The organism is Fulvivirga sedimenti, assembly GCF_020328055.1.
Map to the genome: position 1 here is coordinate 154,741 of NZ_JAIXNE010000007.1, position 24,058 is coordinate 178,798.

General features: G+C 44.4%; 26 protein-coding genes. 12 read left to right on the forward strand and 14 right to left on the reverse strand.

All coding sequences use genetic code 11. The annotated features are described in order from the left end of the window. Positions 1–137 precede the first annotated feature (137 nt). A complete protein-coding gene (locus tag LDX50_RS28540; RefSeq protein ID WP_225699716.1) occupies positions 138–722 on the forward strand; it encodes a porin family protein in 585 nt (194 codons plus the stop codon). On the opposite strand, the gene tyrS is transcribed toward LDX50_RS28540, so the two are convergent. Next, the gene (tyrS, locus tag LDX50_RS28545) at positions 719–2,002 is read right to left on the reverse strand and encodes a tyrosine--tRNA ligase (RefSeq protein ID WP_225699717.1); all 1,284 of its coding nucleotides are present in this window, start codon (positions 2,000–2,002) and stop codon (positions 719–721) included. The genes LDX50_RS28540 and tyrS overlap by 4 nt on opposite strands. Before the next feature lie 172 nt (positions 2,003–2,174). On the opposite strand from tyrS, the gene LDX50_RS28550 reads away from it, so the two are divergent. Beyond that, positions 2,175–2,642: a nucleoside triphosphate pyrophosphohydrolase family protein gene (locus LDX50_RS28550; RefSeq protein ID WP_225699823.1), complete on the forward strand. Its 468-nt coding sequence runs from the start codon at positions 2,175–2,177 to the stop codon at positions 2,640–2,642. Between the two features lie 105 nt (positions 2,643–2,747). On the opposite strand, the gene LDX50_RS28555 is transcribed toward LDX50_RS28550, so the two are convergent. Both LDX50_RS28555 and LDX50_RS28560 read right to left on the reverse strand, forming a co-directional pair. After that, positions 2,748–2,990, reverse strand: coding sequence for a hypothetical protein (locus LDX50_RS28555; RefSeq protein ID WP_225699718.1), 243 nt, complete (start codon positions 2,988–2,990; stop codon positions 2,748–2,750). Positions 2,991–2,994: 4 nt separating this feature from the next. Further along, positions 2,995–3,234: a hypothetical protein gene (locus tag LDX50_RS28560; protein ID WP_225699719.1), complete on the reverse strand. Its 240-nt coding sequence runs from the start codon at positions 3,232–3,234 to the stop codon at positions 2,995–2,997. Between the two features lie 245 nt (positions 3,235–3,479). On the opposite strand from LDX50_RS28560, the gene LDX50_RS28565 reads away from it, so the two are divergent. From LDX50_RS28565 to LDX50_RS28575, 3 genes are all read left to right on the forward strand, one after another. Further along, entirely contained in the window at positions 3,480–4,364 is an 885-nt protein-coding gene (locus LDX50_RS28565) for a hypothetical protein (RefSeq protein ID WP_225699720.1), read from the forward strand. A 117-nt stretch (positions 4,365–4,481) separates the two neighbouring features. Continuing rightward, the gene (locus LDX50_RS28570) at positions 4,482–6,521 is read left to right on the forward strand and encodes a carboxy terminal-processing peptidase (RefSeq protein ID WP_225699721.1); all 2,040 of its coding nucleotides are present in this window, start codon (positions 4,482–4,484) and stop codon (positions 6,519–6,521) included. 207 nt (positions 6,522–6,728) lie between these two features. After that, the gene (locus LDX50_RS28575; RefSeq protein WP_225699722.1) at positions 6,729–7,139 is read left to right on the forward strand and encodes an OmpA family protein; all 411 of its coding nucleotides are present in this window, start codon (positions 6,729–6,731) and stop codon (positions 7,137–7,139) included. On the opposite strand, the gene LDX50_RS28580 is transcribed toward LDX50_RS28575, so the two are convergent. The 6 genes from LDX50_RS28580 to LDX50_RS28605 form a co-directional block, all read right to left on the reverse strand. Beyond that, positions 7,136–7,648, reverse strand: coding sequence for a glutathione peroxidase (locus LDX50_RS28580; RefSeq protein WP_225699723.1), 513 nt, complete (start codon positions 7,646–7,648; stop codon positions 7,136–7,138). The genes LDX50_RS28575 and LDX50_RS28580 overlap by 4 nt on opposite strands. Positions 7,649–7,707: 59 nt before the next feature. Beyond that, the gene (locus LDX50_RS28585; protein ID WP_225699724.1) at positions 7,708–8,424 is read right to left on the reverse strand and encodes an SDR family oxidoreductase; all 717 of its coding nucleotides are present in this window, start codon (positions 8,422–8,424) and stop codon (positions 7,708–7,710) included. A gap of 31 nt (positions 8,425–8,455) precedes the next feature. After that, positions 8,456–8,887 (reverse strand): LIC_13387 family protein, encoded by a 432-nt coding sequence (locus tag LDX50_RS28590; RefSeq protein WP_225699725.1) that lies wholly within the window; start codon positions 8,885–8,887, stop codon positions 8,456–8,458. Between the two features lie 92 nt (positions 8,888–8,979). Continuing rightward, positions 8,980–10,185 carry a DUF763 domain-containing protein gene (locus LDX50_RS28595; RefSeq protein WP_225699726.1) on the reverse strand — a complete coding sequence of 402 codons (1,206 nt, stop codon included), beginning with the start codon at positions 10,183–10,185 and terminating at the stop codon, positions 8,980–8,982. 42 nt (positions 10,186–10,227) lie between these two features. Then, complete coding sequence (gene miaA, locus LDX50_RS28600; protein WP_225699727.1) at positions 10,228–11,139, reverse strand: tRNA (adenosine(37)-N6)-dimethylallyltransferase MiaA; 912 nt, start codon at positions 11,137–11,139, stop codon at positions 10,228–10,230. Further along, positions 11,136–11,945 carry a hypothetical protein gene (locus tag LDX50_RS28605; RefSeq protein WP_225699728.1) on the reverse strand — a complete coding sequence of 270 codons (810 nt, stop codon included), beginning with the start codon at positions 11,943–11,945 and terminating at the stop codon, positions 11,136–11,138. The genes miaA and LDX50_RS28605 overlap by 4 nt, the downstream gene beginning before the upstream one ends. A 32-nt stretch (positions 11,946–11,977) precedes the next feature. Here LDX50_RS28605 and LDX50_RS28610 point away from each other — a divergent pair, with 32 nt between their 5' ends. From LDX50_RS28610 to LDX50_RS28620, 3 genes are all read left to right on the forward strand, one after another. Further along, positions 11,978–12,568 (forward strand): sigma-70 family RNA polymerase sigma factor, encoded by a 591-nt coding sequence (locus LDX50_RS28610; protein WP_225699729.1) that lies wholly within the window; start codon positions 11,978–11,980, stop codon positions 12,566–12,568. Positions 12,569–12,648: 80 nt separating this feature from the next. Further along, positions 12,649–13,422 carry an acyl-CoA desaturase gene (locus LDX50_RS28615; RefSeq protein WP_225699730.1) on the forward strand — a complete coding sequence of 258 codons (774 nt, stop codon included), beginning with the start codon at positions 12,649–12,651 and terminating at the stop codon, positions 13,420–13,422. Positions 13,423–13,466: 44 nt separating this feature from the next. Beyond that, positions 13,467–15,122, forward strand: coding sequence for an alpha-amylase family glycosyl hydrolase (locus LDX50_RS28620; RefSeq protein WP_225699731.1), 1,656 nt, complete (start codon positions 13,467–13,469; stop codon positions 15,120–15,122). 1 nt (position 15,123) lies between these two features. On the opposite strand, the gene LDX50_RS28625 is transcribed toward LDX50_RS28620, so the two are convergent. Together LDX50_RS28625 and lhgO are read right to left on the reverse strand one after the other, a co-directional pair. Further along, a complete protein-coding gene (locus tag LDX50_RS28625) occupies positions 15,124–15,441 on the reverse strand; it encodes a rhodanese-like domain-containing protein (protein ID WP_225699732.1) in 318 nt (105 codons plus the stop codon). A 45-nt stretch (positions 15,442–15,486) separates the two neighbouring features. After that, entirely contained in the window at positions 15,487–16,722 is a 1,236-nt protein-coding gene (gene lhgO / locus LDX50_RS28630; protein WP_225699824.1) for an L-2-hydroxyglutarate oxidase, read from the reverse strand. A gap of 31 nt (positions 16,723–16,753) precedes the next feature. Here lhgO and LDX50_RS28635 point away from each other — a divergent pair, with 31 nt between their 5' ends. Beyond that, positions 16,754–17,596, forward strand: coding sequence for a glucosaminidase domain-containing protein (locus tag LDX50_RS28635; protein ID WP_225699733.1), 843 nt, complete (start codon positions 16,754–16,756; stop codon positions 17,594–17,596). On the opposite strand, the gene msrB is transcribed toward LDX50_RS28635, so the two are convergent. Next, entirely contained in the window at positions 17,593–18,081 is a 489-nt protein-coding gene (gene msrB / locus LDX50_RS28640; RefSeq protein ID WP_225699734.1) for a peptide-methionine (R)-S-oxide reductase MsrB, read from the reverse strand. The two genes, LDX50_RS28635 and msrB, sit on opposite strands and share 4 nt — an antisense overlap. A gap of 172 nt (positions 18,082–18,253) precedes the next feature. On the opposite strand from msrB, the gene LDX50_RS28645 reads away from it, so the two are divergent. From LDX50_RS28645 to LDX50_RS28655, 3 genes are all read left to right on the forward strand, one after another. Further along, the gene (locus LDX50_RS28645; RefSeq protein WP_225699735.1) at positions 18,254–18,793 is read left to right on the forward strand and encodes a YfiR family protein; all 540 of its coding nucleotides are present in this window, start codon (positions 18,254–18,256) and stop codon (positions 18,791–18,793) included. A 16-nt stretch (positions 18,794–18,809) separates the two neighbouring features. Then, entirely contained in the window at positions 18,810–20,765 is a 1,956-nt protein-coding gene (locus tag LDX50_RS28650; RefSeq protein WP_225699736.1) for a GAF domain-containing protein, read from the forward strand. 103 nt (positions 20,766–20,868) lie between these two features. Beyond that, positions 20,869–22,095 carry a DEAD/DEAH box helicase gene (locus LDX50_RS28655; protein WP_225699737.1) on the forward strand — a complete coding sequence of 409 codons (1,227 nt, stop codon included), beginning with the start codon at positions 20,869–20,871 and terminating at the stop codon, positions 22,093–22,095. 30 nt (positions 22,096–22,125) lie between these two features. Here the strand turns inward: LDX50_RS28655 and LDX50_RS28660 are convergent, their stop codons facing one another. Together LDX50_RS28660 and LDX50_RS28665 are read right to left on the reverse strand one after the other, a co-directional pair. Continuing rightward, the gene (locus tag LDX50_RS28660) at positions 22,126–22,695 is read right to left on the reverse strand and encodes a DsrE family protein (RefSeq protein ID WP_225699738.1); all 570 of its coding nucleotides are present in this window, start codon (positions 22,693–22,695) and stop codon (positions 22,126–22,128) included. Positions 22,696–22,800: 105 nt separating this feature from the next. Further along, a complete protein-coding gene (locus tag LDX50_RS28665) occupies positions 22,801–23,952 on the reverse strand; it encodes a hypothetical protein (protein WP_225699739.1) in 1,152 nt (383 codons plus the stop codon). Positions 23,953–24,058: the final 106 nt, after the last annotated feature.

Consider the following 24,058-nt stretch of genomic DNA (forward strand, 5'->3'; position numbering starts at 1 on the left):
TTCTTACCGAAAGCCCGTTCAAGAGCGGGCTTTTTTTTTGCTAACACAAGAAATTGGTGAGACACTCCGTTAACAATTCAGATACGTTTCGGCCCGATATTTGAAAAGGGATAATCCGAACCAAATCAAAAACAGTTATGAGAAAGCTCATTTTAAGTATTTTTTTCATTGCAGTGGCATGCGTTTCAGCAAGTGCACAGTTTCAGCTTGGTGTAAAGGGCGGGATGAATTTTGCTGAATTTAAAATTGATAATATCCGCTCAAACACGAAGACCGGATATCATTTCGGTGCGTTTACATCCTTCAAACTTGGTAAAATAGCCGTACAACCAGAGGTGGTTTTTTCACAGCAGGGAACTGAATTCAGATTTGATGGGCAGGACTTTCAGTCGAATTTCAACTATATCAATGTGCCGGTGATGTTTAAGTTCTACCTGGTAGGCGGACTGAATGTACAGGTTGGTCCCCAGTTTGGCTTTCTCACAGGCGCCACATCAACCTTTGATCCAATAGAGCAAATCGAAACCGGCGAATCCAGTATCCGGGATTATTACAGCGAATCTGACGTGAGTCTTGGCCTTGGGGTTGGATGGGATCTTCCGATCAATATGAACCTGGAGTTCCGTTATAACCGGGGGCTTACCGACATCAGCGATCAGAATATACCTGCAACGCGAAATCAGGTCTATCAGATCTCCCTGGGCTTTCGCCTGATCGATTAATCGATAATTATAAGGTAGTAGTTCTTCTTTCCTTTTTGTGCGAGAAGGTATTTGTTCTGAAGAAGCGGGTAATCCACTATCTCTTCGGGATCATTTACCTTCTTTTTGTTGATGCTCACACCTCCGCCCTGGATCATTCTTCGCGCCTCGCCCTTACTTCCAAAAATTATCGTATCCGTCAGTTCTGATAAAAAGGAGGTGACATCAGGAGATGTGGCAAGTACGTCCCGGCTCACAGTGATCTGAGGTACTCCTTCAAATACAGCCAGCAATGTGGCTTCATCGATGGAAGAAAGTTCTTCCGTGGTTGATTTGCCAAACAGGATAGCAGAGGCTTTTACGGCCATCTCATAATCCTCTTCGGAATGTACCCGAATGGTTACATCTTTTGCCAGGGCCTGTTGCAGCGTCCTCAGGTGGGGTGCTTTTCGGTGCTCCCCGATAATGGCCTCGATCTCCTCCTTATTCATGAGTGTAAAAATTCGGATGTAATTCTCCGCATCTTCATCCGAAGCATTTAGCCAATATTGGTAGAAATGGTAGGGAGATGTCTTGTCCTTGTCCAGCCATACGTTGCCGCCTTCAGTTTTTCCGAATTTCGTGCCGTCGGCCTTTTTGATCAGGGGTGTTGTAACGGCAAATGCCTCGCCCTGTTCTACGCGGCGAATAAGCTCGGTTCCGGTTACAATGTTTCCCCATTGGTCGGATCCACCCAACTGAACCTTGCATCCTTTGTTTCGGTAAAGCCACAGGTAATCATACCCCTGCACAAGCTGATAGCTGAATTCGGTGAAGGACATGCCAAATTCCATGCGTTTTTTAACAGAGTCTTTGGCAAGCATGTAATTGATGGTGATGTGCTTGCCCACATCCCGAATAAAATCGAGGAACGAAAATTCCTTAAACCAGTCGTAATTATTCACTACTTCGGCAGAATTGTCCCCGCAATCAAAATCAAGAAACCTTTCCAGTTGTTTTTTTACACCTTTCAAATTGTGCTCCAGCACGTCCGATGACAGCAGGTTGCGTTCGGCTGATTTGCCGGTAGGGTCGCCTACCATACCAGTTGCGCCACCAACCAGGGCAAGAGGCTTATGCCCGGCGCGCTGAAGATGTACAAGGGTCATGATTTGCACCAGGCTGCCAATATGTAGGGAGTCTGCGGTAGGATCAAAACCTATATAGGCTGTTGTGAGCTCCCTGTTCATTTGTTCTTTTACACCCGGGGTCATGTCATGTATCATTCCCCGCCATTCAAGTTCTTCAATAAAATCAGCCATCTCAAAGAATTGGTTTGGCTGCAAATATATGAATTTTCATTGCCGGTGAAACCGGTGGATGTGATTATCGAAAGGAGGGCAGACAGACCGCCGCCGTGTTTGCAGCTGGAAATATATTGGCATAACCGCACATTCTTTTTAACATTGTGTCATGACGTTAAAAACTATTTCCATGGAACAACCCGATGCACTGAACCAGGTGGCTGAATTTCACCGTACATTTAAACACCCCATCCTTGAATCACCACAGATTCCTGATGAAAAACGCTGTGCTCTCAGGGTTGCCCTGCTTGCTGAAGAATTACGTGAACTGGAAGAAGCCATCAGGGATAATGATATTGTTGAAATAGCAGATGCCTTGTGTGATCTCCAATACGTACTCAGTGGAGCAATTCTTGAATTCGGACTAGCTGAAAAATTTAAGGCGTTGTTCGATGAGGTACAGCGCAGTAACATGAGCAAGGCCTGTGATACAGAAGAGGAAGCTAAAGCCACCGTCAAATATTACAAAGAGGAGAGAGATACGGAATGCTACTACCGGGAAGCAGGGGGCAAATTCCTTGTTTTCAGGAAAGATGATGATAAAACAATCAAGTCTGTAAATTATTCTCCGGCCGACCTTAAGAAAATAATTAGTTAAAATATTGATATACAGGTGTATAAAAAAAATAGCTCAACTGTTAGTTGAGCTATTTGAGTTTAAAAAATTAGCTGTTAGCTACCTACATTCAAAAAATACCTTAACCTATACGTAAAATTCAAGTTGAATTACCGGGGCATCCTCCAGCGGAATGGGCCTTAGTCCCAGTATATTCGCATTATTAAATACTTCTATAAACTCTGAACGGCTTATCCGTTCGCGGCCGATTCCGGGCTTAGACCGGTAATACTGCATTCTTCCCGATTTATTTGCCACTGCACTATAGAGGTAGTGGTATTTAAAGGGAATGGGGGAGGGGACATATCTGAATTTTGCACTTAATGCCATCTCGTTATTTCACCTTATCAGAATGCACCATCCGATTATACAACTGTTTGTACTTCGCCAGTAACGCCAGGGCTTTTACCGGCACGTACTCATACGACTCTTTGTACTCTTCAATCTTTCGTACCAGCTCTCCCAGGTAAAAACGAACCTGGTCAATATTTCTGCAAGCAGGAGGCGCATCGAAGTGCCGCTGGTAAAAGCGATCAAATTGTAGATCAACCCGTATTTTATCTTTTGAATTCATGTGCAATATTGCACTTAATTATAGTTCAAATATAATCTTAATTTGAATTAATGCAAATAATAACAAAATTTATTTGTGTAAAATTGCACAATACTATTTTTCATGTTTGATCGTTGGATATAAAATCTGATGAATTTCTGCGAAGAGAGGTACTTGTGCAGGTTACCAGTGCGTAACCAATCATATTTACTTGTTGAAGTAATAGAAACTATTTAGATTTAGGAATAACTAACAACAATCGCCCAATGGAAGAATCTTCTGCAGAAAGTTTCCTAAGTACCTGGCATGTCATCATGTTTGCTGCCGCCATATTGTTCGGCATTCTGGCCATCGCCCAGTTTATTTATCATAAAGTTAAAGTCGGCTCGCTCTCAGATTACAAAGAGAAGTATGACTATATCCGGGAGAATGAAATACGCAATTATCAGCGTGCCTTCCTTTTTCTTGCCATTGGAATAGCCTGTATCATTAATACTTATGGTATGGGAACGATGAAGTTTCATCCCGTTTGGTTCTTTGTCCGGATATTCATGGGAATTGCGGGCGCAGTACTGGTCGGTTATATCGCTCAACTGATCCTGCAGTACTATTATCCAACGCCACTGCATAAAAAATTGAGAAAACTGCGTTATGCCCCGCGTATTAATCCGGAAAACGGAAAGAAAATGCGTCTGCTGGGAGAACATGAAGAGGATGTTCACCTGGAAGAAGGTATGCAGGCTGAAGAGAATATATTTTCGGTGGACTATGATGTATGGGTAGATGAGTCTACGGGCTATACCAAAATTGAGAAATACCCGGGTCACCTTGATGCACTTCAATGTGGAAATTGCGGGTTTTATACATTAAAAGTAATTCGTGAAGAAATCACGAAACCACCCACAGCCGATGAGGATGGCGAACTGATCAAGCATTATGAATGCGAGTACTGTAAGTCAATACGGGCTACGGCATTTCACATTGTTCGGGATGTGAACAGGGCATATGGCCCCCACGATCACTTTTACAAGTCTCCGGACGGCGTTTCGATGGTTCGGATAGAGGTAATCACCCACGATGGGGAACGAAGGATTTATGAGTTCCAGGGAGTAGAACAGGCTGAAAAATTTTTACAGGAAATAAGTGCCTGATAACCATTCCGGTAACATTTTAGTTAGTATTTCGTGAAACACATTTAAGAATTCTGCGAAGTCTGGCATTTTTTTCGCTAGAGTAACGTTAGAATTGAAATTAATCAGATGAAGAGTATGAAGATATTGATGGCGCCCCTGTTTCTGATAATCAGCCTGGTACATTCGCTGGCGGGAACGATGATGCTGGATAGTGCACACCTGCAGCCCAAATCCTATTATGGTGAAGAGGCTAAACTGGTTGTACAGATTCTGGACACCTACCACTTTAAACGAATGAAACTGGATGATTCACTCTCATCGATCATTCTGGATGGCTATCTGGAAACACTGGACAATAACAAGTCCTACTTTCTGAAATCCGACATTCAAAACTTTGAGAAATACCGTAAACAGATTGATAACCTTGTTAAAGCGGGGGATCTTTCCTTTGCCTACGATATCTACAACATTTTTGCTGAACGCTTCCATAACCGGATGAATTTCGTGAACCGCGAGCTGCTTGTTTCCTCATTTGATTATACAAAGGACGAATATTATGACACAGATCGTGAAGAACTTCCCTGGGCTCAATCAGAGGCCGAACTGGATGACCTTTGGCGTAAGATCGTTAAAAGTCAGGCACTCAACCTGAAGCTGAACGGACAGGAAGATGCCCAGATCAACCAAACGATCACCAAACGGTATGAGCGATTTGAAAAAGCTATCAATCAATATACCTCGGAAGATGTATTTGAACTTTTTATGAATACGGTTGCTGAAGCATATGATCCTCATACAAATTATTTCTCGCCCCGTACCTCAGACCGGTTTCAGCAAAGTATGAGCCTGAGTCTCGAAGGCATCGGAGCACGTCTGCAAACAGAGAATGATTATACCAAGGTGGTACAGATTGTGCCAGGAGGCCCTGCCGATAAAAGTGATCTCATTCATGAGGATGACCGAATTATTGGCGTGGCACAGGGAGAAGACGGAGAAATGGTGGATGTAATCGGATGGCGGATTGACGATGTGGTTGACCTGATCAAGGGACCGAAAGGTACCGTGGTTAGACTGCAGATTCTGCCCGCAGAATCAGGTGTAGAAGGACCGTCTGAAGAAATTCAGCTGGTTCGGGAAAAAATAACACTCGAAGACCAGAAAGCGCAGGCCCGTGTGATCAATCATGAACAAAACGGAAAGAAATTTAAGATCGGCGTAATCCAGCTTCCAAGCTTCTACATGGATTTTGATGCGTATCAGCGCCGCGAAAAGGATTATACAAGCACGACGCGTGACGTAAAGAATCTGATTGGTGAGCTCAAGGAGCAGGATATTGATGGCATTATCATGGATTTACGTGATAACGGAGGTGGGTCATTGTCTGAAGCAATTGACCTGACCGGGTTATTCATTAAAAACGGTCCCGTTGTACAGGTACGCTATCCTAATGAAAAAATCGACCTGGGAGAAGATGAGGACCCCAGTGTAATCTATGATGGTCCGATGGCAGTTATGATCAACCGGTTCAGTGCGTCGGCATCTGAAATATTTGCCGCTGCAATTCAGGATTATAAAAGAGGCGTGGTAATCGGTGAGCAGTCGTATGGAAAAGGGACCGTGCAAAGCGTGATCGACTTATCCCGCTACCTGAAAGTGCCGGAAGGTGAGCAGGTAGGGCAGCTCAAATTAACACTTCAGAAATTTTACCGCGTAACCGGTAGCAGTACACAGCACCTGGGTGTAACGCCGGATATTGATCTTCCAAGTGCCTTTGACGCCGAGGAATTCGGAGAAAGTTCCAATGCCAGTGCGTTGCCCTGGGATCAGATACGTGCAACACGATACATGTCTACAGATGATGTCTCTTCAGATGTCCTGAACAGACTGAATTCCGACTATCAGCAACGGCTCACATCAGATGTTGAGTTACGTAACCTGGTTGCAGAAACCACCGAACTCAAGAATAACCTGAATAAAACCCGGGTTTCGCTAAACTATGATGAACGTAAAAGGGAGATGGAAGAAGCTGAGAAACGACGTGCTGCTCGCAACTCCATGAAGAATACACGTATCGACCCGGAAAATCAGATTAGTGAAGAAATTGAAAGTATCAGTGATAAATATCTTCGGGAAGGAGTAATCATCCTGAGTGACTATATCGATACGATCGGATGATTTGTTCCGATTGAAAAGTAATACCCCGGATGAAAATCCGGGGTTTTTTTATGCCTTGTTAAATTTACTCAGGTAAATATAATATATTCAAGCAATTGAATATTAGGGTATTATAATAATCTAATTGAATAATCACTTTTTTTGGTATGACGAAAATGATCTTGCCGTTCATAACTGTTTGAATGCCATTTTCGTTATTTTTATTGTATGCGCTCCCTGTTCATTATACTGATCATATTTTCTTCCGGACCATTATTTTCCCAACAGGATGAAAGTCTCATACGCAAGAGTATTTATTTCGGGGGAGGCAGTTATTACATTGATCCGTATCAGATACTTGAGCTGCGCAAGTTCATGGAGAGTGTCGAAGATATACGCAATTACGAGGTCATTCTATTCAGCCATACAGATCCTATTGGTGGAAAGGAGTATAATGAATGGCTTTCACAGAAACGCAGCGAAGCAGTATATAATCAGTTATTGAATATGCAAATACCGGAAGAACTGATCAAAATACGTGATTTTGGCAGGGATAATCCTCTTTATACCAATAACAGCGGCAGAGGCCGGCAAATGAACCGCAGGGTGGATGTCATCCTCTGGCCGGTTGTATTTTAAAGTAAATCTATGATCTTTTCATCCATAGGGTTTACTCCGGAAGGAAAAAACCCGAGAACATTGCCGTTTTCATCGATCAGATATTTGCAAAAATTCCACGTAGGTTCCTTTCCTGTTTGTTCTGCAAGCCATGCATACAATGGATGCTGGTCGCTTCCCTTCACAGATATTTTTTCGAACATCTGGAAAGTAACTCCATAATTCTTTTCACAGAAGGCTGCTATTTCAAGATTCGATCCGGGTTCCTGCCCGCCAAAATTATTTGCCGGGAAGCCAAGGATCTCTACCTTATTGCCATATTGTTCGTGAAGTGCCTGCAGGTCCTCATACTGCGGAGTATACCCGCATTTTGACGCCACATTTACGATCAAAATCTTCTTTCCCTGATACTTTGAAAGGGAGATATCCTCACCATCAATCGTTTTCATGTCAAAATTATAAATATTCATGTCGGTCATATCAGATAAAATGAAACTCAGTGATAGAATTGCGAGCGTAATAATTTTCATAACGGATAATTTTATGAGAATAGAACCAAAATATTGATTAATGGTTTAGCTGTCAGCTGTTATTTTGGAGGCATGGAAGGCCGGACTTCTATTTTACTGGGCAGGGTTCTTGGATTCATTGCCAATAAATCAATTACCAGCTCACCGATATCCTCAATCTGGATCTTCCAGGAATCTGCATCGTTGGGTACATGGTCATTGAAATACGTAGCCACAGACCCGGGCATAATCGTGGAAACTTTCACACCGGATTGCCGTAAATCCAGCATTACTGCCTGAGTGAACCCGGTGAGCCCAAATTTGCTGGCATTGTATGCCGATCCACCTGCAAAGAAATTTGTGCCTGCCAGACTTGAAATCGTAATAAAGTAGCCTTGTGATTTTTTCAATTCATCTACAGAGGCCTTGATGCTGTAAAATACACCGGTCAGATTCGTTTCAATGGTAGCGTGCCAATCCTCTACAGAAATGTCCTCAATCGAGCCGAATTTGCCTACTCCCGCATTCGCGATAAGGACATCCAGTCCGCCAAAAGCATCTACCGTCTTCTGTACAGCAGCCTTAACTTCTTCGAAATCCCTCACATCCGCCTTCAAACCGATGATATTGCCCTTTCCAATTTTACGCAGATTGGATGCTGCTTCTTCGGCGGCCAATGCAGATCTGCTTGTAATGGCGACCGACATACCCTGTTGCAGCATCGCCGCAGCTATCCCATAGCCGATGCCCTTGCTTCCACCCGTTACCAATGCCGTTAAGCCAGAAAGATTTCTCATAATTTCTTTATTTTTTTCTTCAATGTTAACCTCAATCAGAAGCAGATTGTTTGCTGCTGAACTTCACCATCAAAAGTAACACCCATACCATACCTGTCAAAATAATAGGAGGCAGAAAGGTAAATAACGCCATGAGCATGAAGGCAAACCCCAGCACAATAATTTGGATTGTTACGAAACCATCAAGAATCACAGCACCCCGATTCTTATGCAGGAAGTACAGATTGCTGAGTCCTGCAAAAAGGTATAGTAGAGAAAAGCAGGCACTCAGGGCATTGAATAAATTCAGGTAGGTCGGGGAGAAGCCGCCTCCCATATTAGCCTGATAAGTGCTCATTAACTCAAATAACTGCGCTTCAGTAGGGTTACGCACTTCAAAACCTGCAAGATAGCTGCTGGCATGGATTAAAGCGGTTAGTATCTGCAGAAATGCCGTAATACGGAGTAGCCTGTGCGCAGTCATTTTATGCCTGGAATTGGATAGCTCATTTATTAATGCGGGTCAACTTTTCAGGGTCTTCCAACAGGTAGAATTTAGCCAAATAAATTGAATTTTCATCGGAATAAGCTCAATTGTCCGTCCGGTTTCACAGCAGGTCCGGCAGCAGTTCTGCCTCCCCATTGCCGGGATAATTCTTTTTCCCGTTGAATGAATTTATCAAATTTTGAAGGATCCGGTTGAATATCTTTCTCCAGGGATTTGGCCATCAGGTGAAGGCTTTTCAGTGCCCGGGATTTATCACTCTGCTGAATACGACTTTTATTAATGATCCTGTCCATCTGAGCAATGGTTTGGTCATAAACCTTTGTCGGCACAGGAAAAGGATGCCCATCCTTGCCGCCATGGGCCATAGAATACCTTGCCGGGTCATCGAAACGTGATGGCGTGCCATGTATGACTTCACTAACCAGAACAAGGGATTGAAGTGTCCTCGGACCGAGCCCCTGTGTAAGTAACAGGTCATCAAATTCCGGGACATGTTGCTCATATGCAACCGACAGAACAGCGCCGAGGCGTTTCAGGTTTACGTCAGACCTGCGTACGTCATGATGTCCGGGCATTAGTATTTTTCGGGCTTCATGCTGAATCAATTCCGGCCTTTCACGGATCAGTGAGAGGATTGCCTTCTTCGTAGGATCGGCTTCGATCGCGGTAAGATTCAGGATAGGCCCTTTTGGTATTCCCGCCACAGCCATATGCGGCATACGGGTGTAGGAGCTGATCTTACCGGAAAACCAGTGATAACGCCGGGCCATTCCTGTAGCGTTATCCATGCCCTGCTGAACTACTGCCCACATTCCAGTTTTGTCTATAACGAAAGAATGAAGGTACAGCTGAAAACCATCCTGTACTGCCGTATTGTCAACTTTGGCACTCAGACGGCTGGCTCTTGCCAATGAATTGCCATCCAGCCCGTTTTCGCCCGCATACTGCATGAGTTCGGCGGGTGTTCGGCGCGATGCATTACCACGGCCACCGCAAACCCGCAATCCCAGATGCCGTTGTTTCCTGTCGAATGCACGCCTTAATGCACCCATTACGGATGTTGTAATCCCGGAGGAGTGCCAGTCCATTCCTAAAACGCAACCGAAGGACTGAAACCACCGGGGATCGCTCAACCTGGTGAAAAAGCCCTCGCGACCGTATTCCTCAACAATAACTTCAGCAATGGCGCCCCCCAGTAATTCCATCCTGCTCGCCAGCCAATAGGGGACGCGCCCTCCATGTAAAGGCATATCCGCATGTCCTGTTCGATTCATGGAATAAAAATACTAAATAAATTAGTATTATTACTAATAAATTTAGTTATTATATTTTCTCACAATTTCATCGACAAGCTCATTCAATGGTCTTGTACCATCCAGCCAGTGTACGGTTGTGTCATTTCTTGCCATTCGGCGGAACCAGGTCATTTGACGCTTCGCGAACCGATGGATCTCAGTGGTCAGTTTTGCTGACATGTCTTCACGGGATAGTTTATCCTGCAGGTACAGGACTACATATTTATATTCAAGGCCATACCGGATGAGGGTTTCATCACTAACTTTTTTCCGAAGTCCCGTTACTTCTTCGATGAGTCCGCCGTTTAAACGATCCAGCAGCCTGGCAGTGATCCGGTTTCGCCGGATGTCCCGTGGAAGATCGATGATGAAAACCTCGTGCTCGTTGGCTTCAAATTCAGGAAATTTGAATGCGGGGTTTTTGTGAAGGAAATCCTGCATTTCAAGTGCCCGGATCAGTCGCTTTTTTGATTTAACATCAACAGGAAAAGGAAGCTGCGGCCCTGAATTATATTGATCCTTCAGTGTTTTGGTGGAAAGTTTATCCAGCATTTCCCTGAATCTGTGGTTTACAGGAATAGTGGTATGAACATGGTTCTGCAATACTGCCTCCAGGTAGAGTCCGCTTCCGCCGCAAAGTATGGGGATCTTGTTGCGATCGTTCAGATCTGAGATCACCCGGGTGAAGTCTTCCTGAAAAGCGGTCAGATGATAATCGGCTCCCGGTTCCACAATATCGATCATGTGGTACGGAACAGATCCATCGGGCAGGTTATACTCATTCAGGTCCTTTCCCGTGCCTATATTCATTGACTTGTATACCTGGCGGCTGTCGATACTAATGACTTCACCGCCCAGCCTGGCAGCAACCTGAACGGCCAGTTTGGTTTTACCGCTGGCGGTAGGGCCCGTGATGACAACCCATTTTTTCATATCGTAAGTGCCATTCTAATGTTTCCTGCATTACAAATTCTTATGCCTTCTGTAACTTTTTTGTGACGCACATAATTTCCATCTACATAGAAGCACAGGGGTTTGGTCCTGCTGATTTCCCGAAATCCGATTCTGGCGTACCCGGATCCTTCCGACCATTCACGGTCGACCGATGTGAAAATATCCTCAGGTTTCTGCATTCGTTTAAAGTGTTCGATCAATTTACTCAGACCACCGGAAACATGGTATCCCATCTTATGGCAAAAGCGAATCAGTTCGTGGCTTTGCACCTCGGTATCTTCCCGTGAAACAGGCACTGACCGGCCAAAGGTGGCCACGCTCACCAGCTCACCCTGATAAAACAAACCATACCTGTATTTGGCCGATGTGGACCCCATCAGGTGATTTTGATCCAGAAATTCATTACATCGATCATCTGATATGGATTTTACGCTACATTTCCTGCCGTGAATACGAAGCGTGTTTCCCTCAAATGAGAGGATTCTGCTTTCTGCTATGGCTTCCCGATGGTGCCAGATATCCTCCCATAGAATGACCCAGCGCTCGCTGCTGTGAGCATCAAGAAATTTCGCCAGGTAATCCTCATCGGGCTGCAGGCGGTCCCAGCTATCAAGTGCAATTAACAATATTCTCAGTCCGGATCCAGTCAGATTCAGAACCGGGAAATCAAGGTCCCGTGTAAGCTCACATGTTCCGTCAAAGATGTGCTTAAACCGGCTGTAAACAGTTGCTGCAAAATCCATATGTGCCTTTACCATCCATACAAACATGCAAACAAAACGCATGGTTAACAGAATTTCTTAGTAATTTTAAGGAAATGTCTGAGTCGCAAGCTATAGCCCTGTACCGACCCCTGTTGCATACAATTGCCTACAGGCTGACGGGCTGTGCAACCATTGCAGAAGATATCGTACAGGATACGTATCTGAAATGGCTTGTAAACGGACCTGAAAAGATTCGTAACACCAAGGCTTATCTCATAACCTCCGTGAAGAATAACTGCCTGAAATATTCCGAAACGCTGCAGGTTAGAAAGAGTGAATGGCTGGAGCAGCTTCCCGCGGGTTGGCTTGACCGGGTGCACTTTCAGTTGCCGGCAAATGTGGATGTAGAAGAGGAGATTCGCGAAGCCATCACGGCTATCCACCATAAACTTGAGCCGCTCGAAAAAGGTGTATTCATTTTAAGGGGCATTTTTCAGCTTGAATACGAAGAGTTGCAGGAGATTTTTGAAAAGAAGAAGGATCATATTCGTCAGCTTTTCAGCCGGGCCAGAAAAAAAATGCAACAAAGGCCTGTTAAAAGTGTTGCTAATGGTGATCCAGGTGCACTTTGGAGTAAAGTTGAAACTGCATTCCGGCAAGGATCATTGTCGGATTTGGTTTCGTACCTGAAAGGGAATGAATAAAATTTGATTTTTTTTGTCACAAATACGTTCCTTTCCGGTCTATCGTTGTAGATATTCTTAATCGTAACAGATAAATTTATATGACCGTTATATTAATATTTTTTGTAGCCCACTGGTACTTATCCTTATTTTTTCAAACATTCTTTCTCCACCGGTATGCAGCTCATCGCGCATTTACCATGAGTAAAACCACAGAAAAAGTATTTTATGTGCTTACATGGTTTTTTCAGGGAAGTAATTATCTGAGTCCGTATGGCTACGGGATCATGCATCGCATGCATCATGCTTATGCAGATACCCCCGAAGATCCGCATTCGCCCAAATACGATGAAAGTATCTGGAAAATGATGTGGAAGACTAAAACGATTTACAGCGACATTACGAAAAAGAAGATGATCGTGGATGAACGGTTCATGAAGGATATTCCGGACTGGCATTCATTCGACTTCTTTGCCCGTTCATGGGCTTCGAGACTTATGTGGGGTGCCATTTATGTGTTGATTTATGCAACGTTTGCCACTACCTGGTGGTTATGGCTGTTGTTGCCGTTCCATTTCCTGATGTCGCCAATTCACGGTGCGATCATCAACTGGTTTGCCCATAAATACGGTTACAGAAATTATGAAGTAGGGGATACATCGCGCAATTTTCTGCCGTTTGATTTTCTGATGATGGGGGAGAGTTATCACAACAATCATCATAAATATGGCAATCGCGCCAATTTTGGCGGAGTACGCTGGCATGAAATTGATCCTACATACCAGGTGATTAAACTGCTCAACTGGACCGGAGTTATTCGTGTCCAGAAGTCAGGAGATTCCCCGGTAAGCGAACAAATCAGGGAAGCAGCCTGACTTCTGCAGGTTTTTATTAATTTTGGTCAATAATATCGAGATATATGTTGAACAAGATCAATATCCTGCTAATCCTTTTACTTTTTTCCTGTAACCCACAGCCGGCTGAACAGGATGAAGAAACAACCTCAGAGAGACCTGCCAGGCCTCCGTTTATCTGGAGCAATGCAACGGTATATTTCCTTCTGACAGATCGTTTCAATAACGGTGATCCTTCTAATGACCGCACGCTTGAGCGAAATAACGAAGCCGCCAAACTACGGAATTTCATGGGAGGGGACATCAAGGGTATCATCCGGAAACTGCACGACGGATATTTTGATGAGCTGGGTGTTACGGCGATCTGGCTCACGCCTCCTGTAGAGCAGATTCATGGCAGCACCGATGAAGGCACCGGTGTGACCTATGGCTATCATGGGTATTGGGCCAGGGACTGGACCAGCATCGATCCTAACTTCGGGGATATGGATGATCTGAAAGAACTTGTTAAAGTAGCTCATGATCATGATATCCGCATTGTTCTTGATGTCGTATTAAATCATACCGGTCCGGTAACTCCCGAAGACAGCCAATGGCCTGACGAATGGGTGCGTACTGAACCTACCTGCACGTTTGAGAATGCCGAAACAACCATCGAGTGTACCCTTGTCAATAATCTTCCGGATATCCGTACGGAATCCGAACAGCAGGTGGAACTGCCGGAATTTTTAGTTGCCAAATGGAAGGAAGAAGGACGTTACGAAGAAGAAATGGCAGAGCTGGGGGCGTTTTTCGAATCGACAGGTCATCCGCGCGCACCCAAGTATTATATCATGAAATGGCTGACAGATTTTGTTGTTGAATGCGGAATTGACGGATTCCGTGTGGATACGGCCAAACACACCGAAGCAGACGTATGGGGTGATCTTTTTGCCCTGGTTTCCCGAGCTTTTGAAGACTGGAAAGCCGAACATCCCGAAGAAAAGATCGATGATGCACCATTTTATATGGTTGGAGAGGTCTATAATTATTCAATAGGACATGGCCGGAACTTTCCCATGGGCGGCGGTGATACAGTAGATTTCTTTGCCGAGGATTTCTCTGCCCTGATCAATTTTGCATTTAAATATGATGTGCGCAGAAACCTCGACAGCACCTATTACGCCTACAGCGATGCACTCAATAATGGTCCGATCAAAGGACACTCTGTGATGAATTACATTTCGTCCCATGATGACGGGGATCCAATGGACCTTCACAGATCGATGCCAAAGCTGGCAGGCACCATGTTATTGCTGGCCCCCGGTGCAGCCCAGATATACTATGGTGACGAACTGGCACGGCCTCTGTTTGCAGAAGGTGCAAGTGGTGATGCCAACCTGCGGACTTTCATGAACTGGGAATCACTGGAAGGGGAAGGAAAAGACATATTTGATCATTGGGCAAAGCTTGGCCGCTTCAGAAGGGACCATCCGGCTATTGGTGCCGGCGTTCACCGGCAATTGAATCCAGAACCCTATGTTTTTTCGAGAACCCTCGGTTTGGATGGATATGAAGACAAGGTAGTTGTAGCCATGAATGTTTCAGGCTCATTAGATGTATCTGAAGTATTTGAGAATGGTTTGGAATTGACCGATTATTATTCGGGAGATAAATATACCGTTTCCGAAGGCAGGATTAACCTCAACGAATCCGCTGAACTGGTTTTGTTGTCGGAATAACCTAGTATTTAGGCATGGATGGGTCAATTTGATCAGACCAGGCCAGTACTCCTCCCTTGAGGTTAAACAGATTTGTAAAACCAGACTTTCTTTCAAAATATTCGCACACTTGTCCGCTGCGTGCCCCACTTCGGCAGTGGATTACAACCGTTTTATCCCTGGCGATCCGGTCTTCCGCCTGTGGAATTTCACCCATGGGAATCAGTTCCCCATCCAGATTGCAAATGTCATATTCATGAGGTTCGCGTACATCGATGAGCTGAAAATCATCGCCGCGATCCATCATTTCCTTCAGTTCTTTCACTGTTATTTCCTTCATACTCTTTTAAACGGTTCTTTTCAATTTTGGTTTGATGGATCAGGCTTAACTTGCGACCGGATCGGGAAAGCGCTTTAGAACCCGTTCGCTCAGGATTTCACCGATCGACAGGGAAGATGTTGCAGCCGGAGAAGGGGCGTTACATACGTTGATTGCATACTTATTCTCCATAATGAGAAAATCGTCGATGAGTCCGCCCTTCTTGTCACAAGCCTGGGCCCTTACTCCGGCGCCACCGGGAATAAGGTCCGATGCCTGAATTTCAGGGATCAGTCCCTGCAGTGCCTTTGTAAATGCAGCTTTACTAAAGGATCTGTACATTTCACCCATACCGGTTTTCCAGTATTTGGCAGCTACTTTCTGAAAGCCCGGCCATGCGAGCGTTTCCTTCAATTCAGGCCAATCTACGTCGAGTTTTTTATAGCCTTCCCGCCTGAATGCCAGAACTGCATTGGGACCTGCCTCTACGCCCCCGTTGATCATGCGCGTGAAGTGAACACCCAGGAAGGGGAAATTAGGATCAGGAACAGGGTATATCAGGTTTTTAACCAGGTGCTGCTTATCTGGCACAAGATCAAAATATTCACCCCTGAACGGGATGATTTTTACATTCATTTTTTGCTCCGTAAATGCGGCAACCTTATCGGAATAGAGTCCTGCACAATTAACTACCAGTTTTGTTTCGATGGATTGCTCCGATGTTTCAATAATCGAATATTTCTCCTTGGGTATGATGGAATTCACCTTGTTACCCAGGTGAATCTCTCCACCTTTTTCTTGGAAGAGCTGAGCCATTTTACCCGCTACAACACTGTAATCGATTATGCCTGTTTGAGGTACATGAATTCCAGCCACTCCGTTTACGTGTGGTTCATATTCACGCAGCTCTTCGACAGTAAGTCTTTTCATACCCCGAAGTCCGTTCCGTACACCACGTTGAAACAGTGTTTCCATTAAGGGCACTTGCTCCTGCTTTGTGGCCACGACCACTTTCCCGCAGAGTTCAAAGGGGATTTCATTTTCCCTGGCGAAATTAACCAGCATTTGATAACCACGAATGCAATTAGTGGCTTTCAGGCTACCGGGCTTGTAATAGAGTCCGGAATGAATTACACCGCTGTTATGACCGGTCTGGTGGGTAGCGATTCCAGACTCTTTTTCCACAATGGAAATTCGCAAACCAGGATGCTTTTTCTTAAGGGTGTACGCGGTTGCCAAACCCACGATGCCTGCTCCGATGATTACAATATCATTCACAAAGTTTTTCGTTAGATCACGAATATAGGGTATGTTTCTCTAAATTCACGGAGCTATGACTTCAAAATATGGAAAGCATATGGCCACAGCGGTTTCAGCAGTAATGCTGCTTCTCCTTTCATCATGCATCGGTGGACGTCCGGGTAAACCAATCTTTGTGGTTGTTAGAGCATATGAAGACATCTTGCCAATTTCATCTTACGATTCGGTACCTGCCATTTTATATGATAATGAGATGGATTTTTCGGAATTACCGGTAGATGTAAAAAAACAGGGGTTTATTGATATGGTCCTTCCTTCCATTCTTGCTGTGAAGTATAATTATGAAATTGATTTCCTTCATGCCGATCGCATTATGAGAGAGCTGCATGAGAGGGGGTATGTGTCTGGTATCGACAGTTCTTTCATGGATCAGCAACAGGAGCGATTTAATGCGCGGAACTGGTGGGATGCAAGAAAACGCCTGATCACACATCCTACAAGTATTGTTATTGCCCAGGCTGCGGTGGAAAGTGGCTGGGGGAGTTCAAGGTTTTTCAGAGAGGCAAATAATCTGTTCGGGATCTGGTCTTACGATCCTGATGAACAGCGGATACGCTCCCTCACAGACCGTGCCTCAGGTGGTATCTATCTGCGTGCGTACAGCAATGTGGCGGCATCTATACAGGATTATTTTGAGGTGATTGCACGAGCTTCCGCGTACAGAAGATTCAGACGCGAACGTGCCCGTTCCTCAGACCCACATCGCCTCATTCATTTGCTAACAAATTATTCTGAATTGCGTGGCAGGTATATAAAAAAACTGGAGGATGTGATCGACCAAAATGACCTGACCCGGTATGATAAGGCACGTCTTGATCCTTCATTCATCCCGGACTCAGGTTACATACCCCTTTAATTCTTCTTATCGGTGAAGTCCAGCGCAGCTGAGTTGATACAATAACGCAATCCCGTAGGTGCGGGTCCGTCGGGGAAGACATGCCCCAGGTGGCCACCGCATCGTGCACACAACACCTCTTCACGAACCATTCCAAGACTCCGGTCTTCTGCGATCACAACATTGGCCTTGCTGACAGGCTTGAAAAAACTTGGCCAGCCACTGCCTGATTCAAATTTTGTATCGGAAGAAAATACCTCATTCTGACAGGCCGCACACACATATGTGCCGGGCTTCTTATTGTTCCATAAATCACCTGTAAATGCCCTTTCAGTTCCTTTCTTCCGTAGAATATAGTATTCTTCGTCTGTCAGTTCCTTCTTCCATTCGGCATCGGATTTAACAACTTCAAATTTCATTGGCTCTTTATTCTTGTTTTGCCCTGTAGTGCATCCAAATAGCCCTACAAGCAATATGGCAGTCAGTATGATATGTATATATTTCATAATCAGGGTATTTTATCTATAAACCAATCTGGCTCCGGAAAGTTCAAAGCGCCATTTGAATAAAATTTTCAAATAAACCTTACATGCATAAGCTAGCGGCTTCCAAACAACATTTCGGGATGCGTGAAAACTGTACTTTTAAACTATCAAATATTTTTTAATCTCTATTTAGGTGCGATTTTTTAAACTTGGATTCTTTTGGTGTGTATTACTGATTATAATTCTGGGTGTTGCCATGCAGGGCAATGCCCAGAATTATCAGTTACACGCAGTCTACATCTACAGCTTTACAAGGTATATCCAATGGCCGGAAAATGATAATTCGGAATTCATCATTGGCGTACTTGGTAAGGATAGCGAAGTCATTCCGCATCTTGAGAAAATGGCTGAAGTTAAGAAGGTCAACAATAAACAAATTCAAATTGAGGTTTTTGACAGTCCTTCGATGATCAGCAAGTGTGATATGCTGTTTCTGGATAAGGAGTGGTCAACCGACAATGAGTTCGTGGATGAATGGGTCGAGAAGGCACGGTCGAATCATTTTTTACTATTAACAAATGAGCAGCCTCTAACCGGGCTTAGTCATATCAATTTCACTGAAGACAATAACAAGTTAATTTTTGAATTAAACCGAAAGCGGATCGAGTCATCGGGTCTCCGCGTTTCAACCGAACTGCTGGCCCTGGCCAAAATTGTGGATTATCAAGAATAAATTAGAAAGAAGCGACATGAAGTTTAATATTGGTAAGAAGATATTCCTGGGATTCCTGGTGTTAATTGTACTTTTTGTAATTAACGCGTCGATCATTTTTTATAATGCCTATCGCATCGATAGCGCTGTGACGCTTTCATCAGAAGTCATACGACCTTCAAAGGAAGGGATCAGTGATCTGATACTGATGGTCACAAGATCGAAGATGCTGGTCACCAACTGGGTTTATCTTCAGAGTAATGTGGATGATAAAGAGGCACTTAAACAACTTCATTCCAGGGAGTACCCCGAATTAAAGGAAGAACTGACACTATTGAAGGATCAGTGGGCGAGTGACAGTCAGAAAGTATTCCTTGATTCTGCCTTCATCACCTTTGAAGGGTTGATTGATACAGAGCAGGAGATCATGGGTCAACTCGTCACATTTGAGGATTACGAAGATCCATTGATCAAATTACTGTCGGAAGATGCTATTGAAAGCCAGGTAATCCCAATGACCAACCAGGTAATTGGTATACTGGAAGAGGTTGCTTCAAGACAGCAGGACATTACTGAGGCTTCTGATGCCTCCATGATTACCGCTACTTCACAGCTTCGGTATATTACAGTTATCCTGGGTGCCATAATTGTACTGATCGGATTCCTGAGTGCGTTTGTCATGACAAGGTCGATCACAACACCGATCAACTATCTGAAGGAACTCGTAAGTAAACTGGGTCGCGGTCAGCTGCCGGATGCTAAAAGCAGAAAATTCAACAGGGATGAGATTGGCGAAATGGCAGAGGCCGTAAATACTCTGATCGATGGCCTGAAATCAACCACATTGTTTGCAGAAAATATCGGTAACGGGAACTATGATTCTGAATTTAATCCCTTAAGCGAGCATGACGTATTGGGGAACGCACTGATTGAGATGCGCAATAACCTGGCACGCGTTGCCGAGGAAGATAAAAAGCGAAACTGGTCGACAGAAGGTCTTGCCAGGTTTGGTGAGATTCTTCGTAAGAATAACAATAATATTAAGAAGCTCGCAGATGAGATCATTGCAAACCTGGTAAAGTACCTTTCAGCCAATCAGGGCGGGCTTTATATCATTGATAACAAGGATGGCGGCGATGCAGTGATGGATCTGTCTGCATGCTATGCCTGGGATAAAAAGAAATTTGTATCACAGGAAATTCTAAAGGGCGAAGGACTCGTCGGACAGGTTTGGCAGGAAATGGCTACGATCTATCTTACCGATGTTCCTGATAATTACATAAAGATCACCTCTGGATTAGGAGATTCAAATCCTACCAGCATTCTCATCGTTCCGCTGAAAGTAAATGATCAGATCTATGGTGTAGTAGAAATAGCATCCTTCAATGAATTTACCGCAAATGAGATTGAATTTGTGGAGAAGATTGCGGAGAGTATTGCTTCTACTATTTCTTCGGTAAAGATCAATGCGACCACCCAGCGACTGCTTGAAGAGTCTCAGGAAATGACGGAGCAGATGCGTTCGCAGGAGGAGGAAATGCGCCAGAACATGGAAGAACTTCAGGCTACACAGGAAGAAATGCAGCGAAGTCAGCAGGAAAGTGAAGGAACGATGGAGGCTGTCAATAATTCCGTGGCCTTCCTTGAAATGAATTCCGATGGGAAGATCCTAAAGATCAATCAAAACTTCCTGGATATTATGGGATACCGGAAGGATGACCTGATCGGGGAGCATCACAGGATTTTTGTGGCTAAGGAGGATAAGCAGGATGAAGCCTACAAGCAATTATTCCGTGAGCTGGCAAATGGTAAGAAAAGACACGGTGAGTTTCAGCGGATATCAAAACTTGGTGAGGCGCGGTTCCTCTACGAGAGTTATGCTCCGGTTTTGAAGAGCGACGGAAGTATTTCGAAAATACTCCTGTTCGCATACGATCTCACTCGATTCTATGAAAAAAGCGAAAAAGTAGCCCAGGAAGAGGGCGTTTCTTAAAAATAATTGGTTTGGTTGGGTAAGAGGCACAACGGTTTCATCCGTTGTGTCTTTTTTTTGCTTAACTTTCCCACTTTTGCAACTAAACTAAAGAAAGCACCCTTTGAAATTTTCAGAAACAGGTCTTCATCCCCAGGTCCTGGAAGGCATCGCCTCCATGGGTTTCGAAGAAACTACACCCGTTCAGGCCATTGCCATCCCCATGATCATGGACGGTAAGGATGTAATTGCCTCCGCACAAACGGGTACAGGAAAGACAGCCGCATTTTTACTTCCGGTAATACATAAGATCATTGAAGAAAACAGTGATGATGAAGAGGTGAGAGCAATGGTAATCGTTCCTACGCGCGAACTGGCTATTCAGATAGACCAGCAGATGGAGGGATTGTCATATTTTACCAATGTGAGCAGCATTGCTATTTACGGCGGAAGTGACGGCACTTCATTTGCCAGGGAAAAGAAAGCCCTGATGACCGGGGCAAAGGTTATAATAGGTACGCCCGGCCGACTGATCGCGCATCTCAACATGGGCTACACCAATCTGAAAGGACTCAAATATCTCATTCTCGATGAGGCAGATCGCATGCTGGATATGGGCTTCCATGAGGATATTCTGAAGATTATCAGCCATATGCCCAAAAAGAGGCAAAACCTGATGTTCTCGGCCACTATGCCTAAAAAGATAAGAGAACTTGCCAATACGATTCTCCACGAGCCCGAGGAGATCAGTATTGCCATTTCAAAACCTGCCGAACGAATTGTTCAGGCGGCCTTTTGCGTATATCCCAATCAGAAAATACCCCTGGTTTCGTACTTGCTGAGCGCGAAGAAATTACAAAGTGTAATCATCTTTTGCGGCACCAAACAGAGCACTAAGGAACTGGCACGTGAACTTAAAAAACTAAATTTTTCTGTAGAGGATATCCATTCAGACCTTGATCAAACGGAACGGGAAACGGTTCTTCGAAGATTTCGTAACCGCGATTTAAATATTCTTGTGGCAACCGATATTTTGTCACGCGGCATCGACGTGGAAGATATTGACCTGGTGATCAATTTTGATGTGCCGGGTGACGGAGAAGATTATATTCACAGGATCGGGCGGACCGCGAGGGCCTCATCCAAAGGAGTGGCCTTCACGCTCATAGACGAGGATGATATGTATAATTTTAACCGTATAGAAGATCTGCTTGAAAAGGAAGTTCAGAAGATCCCGTTGCCTGAGTCTATAGGAGAGGGGCCCGCTTATAATCCGAAGGGTAAAAAATCCAGCTTCCGAAATAAAGGCAAAGGAAGAGGCAAGGGAAAATCAGGTCCTCGAAAGCGTTAATTCCAGGGGCCTGATTTCAGGCTATGCCAGCTAATCTTCATTCACATTCAGATAACTGTATCCCATCTGATCCAGCGTGATCAGCGCGGTTTTCGCGGAAAGAGATACCTCGATCTGTGGTGCGAGTGATTCCCTGGGTATCTGAAGGATACCAATGCTTTGTGCGCAAACGTAGAATTTCACGCCATCTTCACTCATCCTGGCAATAAGTGGAATATTAGGATTTGGAACACCGTATTTGTCCTGGTAAGTTGCGTCATCCAGTATTGCCTGGCATGCTCCGCCATGTACGACCACGGCCATTTTTAGTTTTTCTGCGGGTACTCCATTAGCGACGTTGAGGTTATAGGTGCGCGCTGCTTCGCGCAGGGCATCATTGATCTGTGTTGAATCTTTGATTCTGTCATATACGTCAATAACAACCTTATATTCAATATCCTCATTGTAGGTGAGAGAAGTATTTTCCGTCTTGATCACACCCATGAACGGATGGAAGTTAAGGACAGGATATATGAGTTTGCCCTCAAGGTAGGGTGGCAGCTGACTGTAGAGATTTGAGCTCAGCAAGATCACAGCTACAAGGAATAGAAATTTTTTCATGAAATTGAGTTAAAGTTTTTTTAAGATACAAAAAATCCCAAATGAAATATCTCCAATAAAAAAAAGCCCGCAATTTGCGGGCTTTCAAAGTTAAGTCTTAACCGGTTAGTATCGTCGGTAGAAGTTATCCAGTGCCGGAACAAGCTGATTGTAAATTGGTCTGGTAAACTCCAGGAACAGATCCTGAGGCGGTGGAGGAAGAACTTCCGTTGTCTGGCAGATGCGCAGTTGTTCTTCATTCAGAGCGCGTTCATCACCATTGAAATTTCCCCACTGGGAGAACCATATGAATTCCCCGTCAAATTTCTGATGCGTAATCAGTGCGTTGCTGTTGGCATCAAATACCTGCAGGCTCAGCAATCCGCGTGAGCGGACTTCCTTACGCCATGTGGTAAGTTTAGCCTTGACAGTATTGTAAACATTTACTTTCGATCCATCTTCCATAGTCACCGAACCAACAACCACACTGTCTCTTGATAATGTCTCTGTATTTTGTAAAACATGAGTTTCACCAACCACGAAGTCATCAAACTGAATTCTCAGGTATTGATCCACATACTGGAGTTGCTCAGTTTCAGCCTCCTGCGGAGTATAAAACCTTACGAATGGATTTCCACCGTACTGATTATGAAGATATTCCTGTACCTTATCCTGAAAGAATCCTGCGCTCAGGTTATAGCGGGTAGGAACTGGAATCTGATCAACCACCACTTTTAAAGTTGCTTTAAAAAGGGATTCATCCAGCTTCTGAGCCACATCCCTGTAGCCCGGAATGAATTCCTGTGCATCCCTGAACATGTAGTATGCGTTTTTCGCGTCTTCACGGGTGTTTCGAGCTAATGCTACCAATCCTGCCTCATAACTTTCCTCAGCAGCCAGTTCCTTTAGCTCAGGAATTCGTGAAGAATAGTTCACAGGATTGCGTATCACAGACTTTGCACCGGGAGCACGCTGAATCTCCTCATTCAGGTAATTGATGCGCTGGTACCCCTGAAGTACAAACTTATACTTGAACGGCTCGTTGCTCGCAAGGCGGTTCTTGGTTTCCAGTTCAATGGTCTCAACCGCCAGCGGATAACTAACGCGAAGCGTTTCCCTCGATTTCTTGTGATCGGGGTTTTGGCGAAGCCTGTTGATGGCCTTCAGGCTTGCATCATAATAGTCGCCGGTTTCATATGCTTTCTTTCCAGAGGAACAAGAAGCAAGGAAGCTAACAACGGCAACAAAGAGGAATAAAAATAAGTAACGATTTTTCATCACTTCTATCAGTTTAAAAAAGCAAATAACACATATGATGCCAAAAGAACCATTCCAACTGATGATAAGTGCTACAGTTGTACCTTTTTGACAATTTTTTACATGG

Bases quoted from the DNA above. Each gene is read 5' to 3' on its own strand.
- LDX50_RS28555 (WP_225699718.1), bottom strand. From the start codon at position 2,990: ATGGCATTAAGTGCAAAATTCAGATATGTCCCCTCCCCCATTCCCTTT.
- LDX50_RS28650 (WP_225699736.1), top strand. From the start codon at position 18,810: ATGAAGTTTAATATTGGTAAGAAGATATTCCTGGGATTCCTGGTGTTA.
- LDX50_RS28605 (WP_225699728.1), bottom strand. From the start codon at position 11,945: ATGCGTTTTGTTTGCATGTTTGTATGGATGGTAAAGGCACATATGGAT.
- LDX50_RS28635 (WP_225699733.1), top strand. From the start codon at position 16,754: ATGACTTCAAAATATGGAAAGCATATGGCCACAGCGGTTTCAGCAGTA.
- msrB (WP_225699734.1), bottom strand. From the start codon at position 18,081: ATGAAATATATACATATCATACTGACTGCCATATTGCTTGTAGGGCTA.
- LDX50_RS28550 (WP_225699823.1), top strand. From the start codon at position 2,175: ATGGAACAACCCGATGCACTGAACCAGGTGGCTGAATTTCACCGTACA.
- LDX50_RS28540 (WP_225699716.1), top strand. From the start codon at position 138: ATGAGAAAGCTCATTTTAAGTATTTTTTTCATTGCAGTGGCATGCGTT.
- LDX50_RS28615 (WP_225699730.1), top strand. From the start codon at position 12,649: ATGACCGTTATATTAATATTTTTTGTAGCCCACTGGTACTTATCCTTA.
- LDX50_RS28625 (WP_225699732.1), bottom strand. From the start codon at position 15,441: ATGAAGGAAATAACAGTGAAAGAACTGAAGGAAATGATGGATCGCGGC.
- LDX50_RS28560 (WP_225699719.1), bottom strand. From the start codon at position 3,234: ATGAATTCAAAAGATAAAATACGGGTTGATCTACAATTTGATCGCTTT.
- LDX50_RS28595 (WP_225699726.1), bottom strand. From the start codon at position 10,185: ATGAATCGAACAGGACATGCGGATATGCCTTTACATGGAGGGCGCGTC.
- LDX50_RS28610 (WP_225699729.1), top strand. From the start codon at position 11,978: ATGTCTGAGTCGCAAGCTATAGCCCTGTACCGACCCCTGTTGCATACA.
- LDX50_RS28570 (WP_225699721.1), top strand. From the start codon at position 4,482: ATGAAGATATTGATGGCGCCCCTGTTTCTGATAATCAGCCTGGTACAT.
- LDX50_RS28575 (WP_225699722.1), top strand. From the start codon at position 6,729: ATGCGCTCCCTGTTCATTATACTGATCATATTTTCTTCCGGACCATTA.
- LDX50_RS28665 (WP_225699739.1), bottom strand. From the start codon at position 23,952: ATGAAAAATCGTTACTTATTTTTATTCCTCTTTGTTGCCGTTGTTAGC.
- LDX50_RS28590 (WP_225699725.1), bottom strand. From the start codon at position 8,887: ATGACTGCGCACAGGCTACTCCGTATTACGGCATTTCTGCAGATACTA.
- LDX50_RS28580 (WP_225699723.1), bottom strand. From the start codon at position 7,648: ATGAAAATTATTACGCTCGCAATTCTATCACTGAGTTTCATTTTATCT.
- tyrS (WP_225699717.1), bottom strand. From the start codon at position 2,002: ATGGCTGATTTTATTGAAGAACTTGAATGGCGGGGAATGATACATGAC.
- miaA (WP_225699727.1), bottom strand. From the start codon at position 11,139: ATGAAAAAATGGGTTGTCATCACGGGCCCTACCGCCAGCGGTAAAACC.
- LDX50_RS28565 (WP_225699720.1), top strand. From the start codon at position 3,480: ATGGAAGAATCTTCTGCAGAAAGTTTCCTAAGTACCTGGCATGTCATC.
- LDX50_RS28585 (WP_225699724.1), bottom strand. From the start codon at position 8,424: ATGAGAAATCTTTCTGGCTTAACGGCATTGGTAACGGGTGGAAGCAAG.
- LDX50_RS28660 (WP_225699738.1), bottom strand. From the start codon at position 22,695: ATGAAAAAATTTCTATTCCTTGTAGCTGTGATCTTGCTGAGCTCAAAT.
- LDX50_RS28620 (WP_225699731.1), top strand. From the start codon at position 13,467: ATGTTGAACAAGATCAATATCCTGCTAATCCTTTTACTTTTTTCCTGT.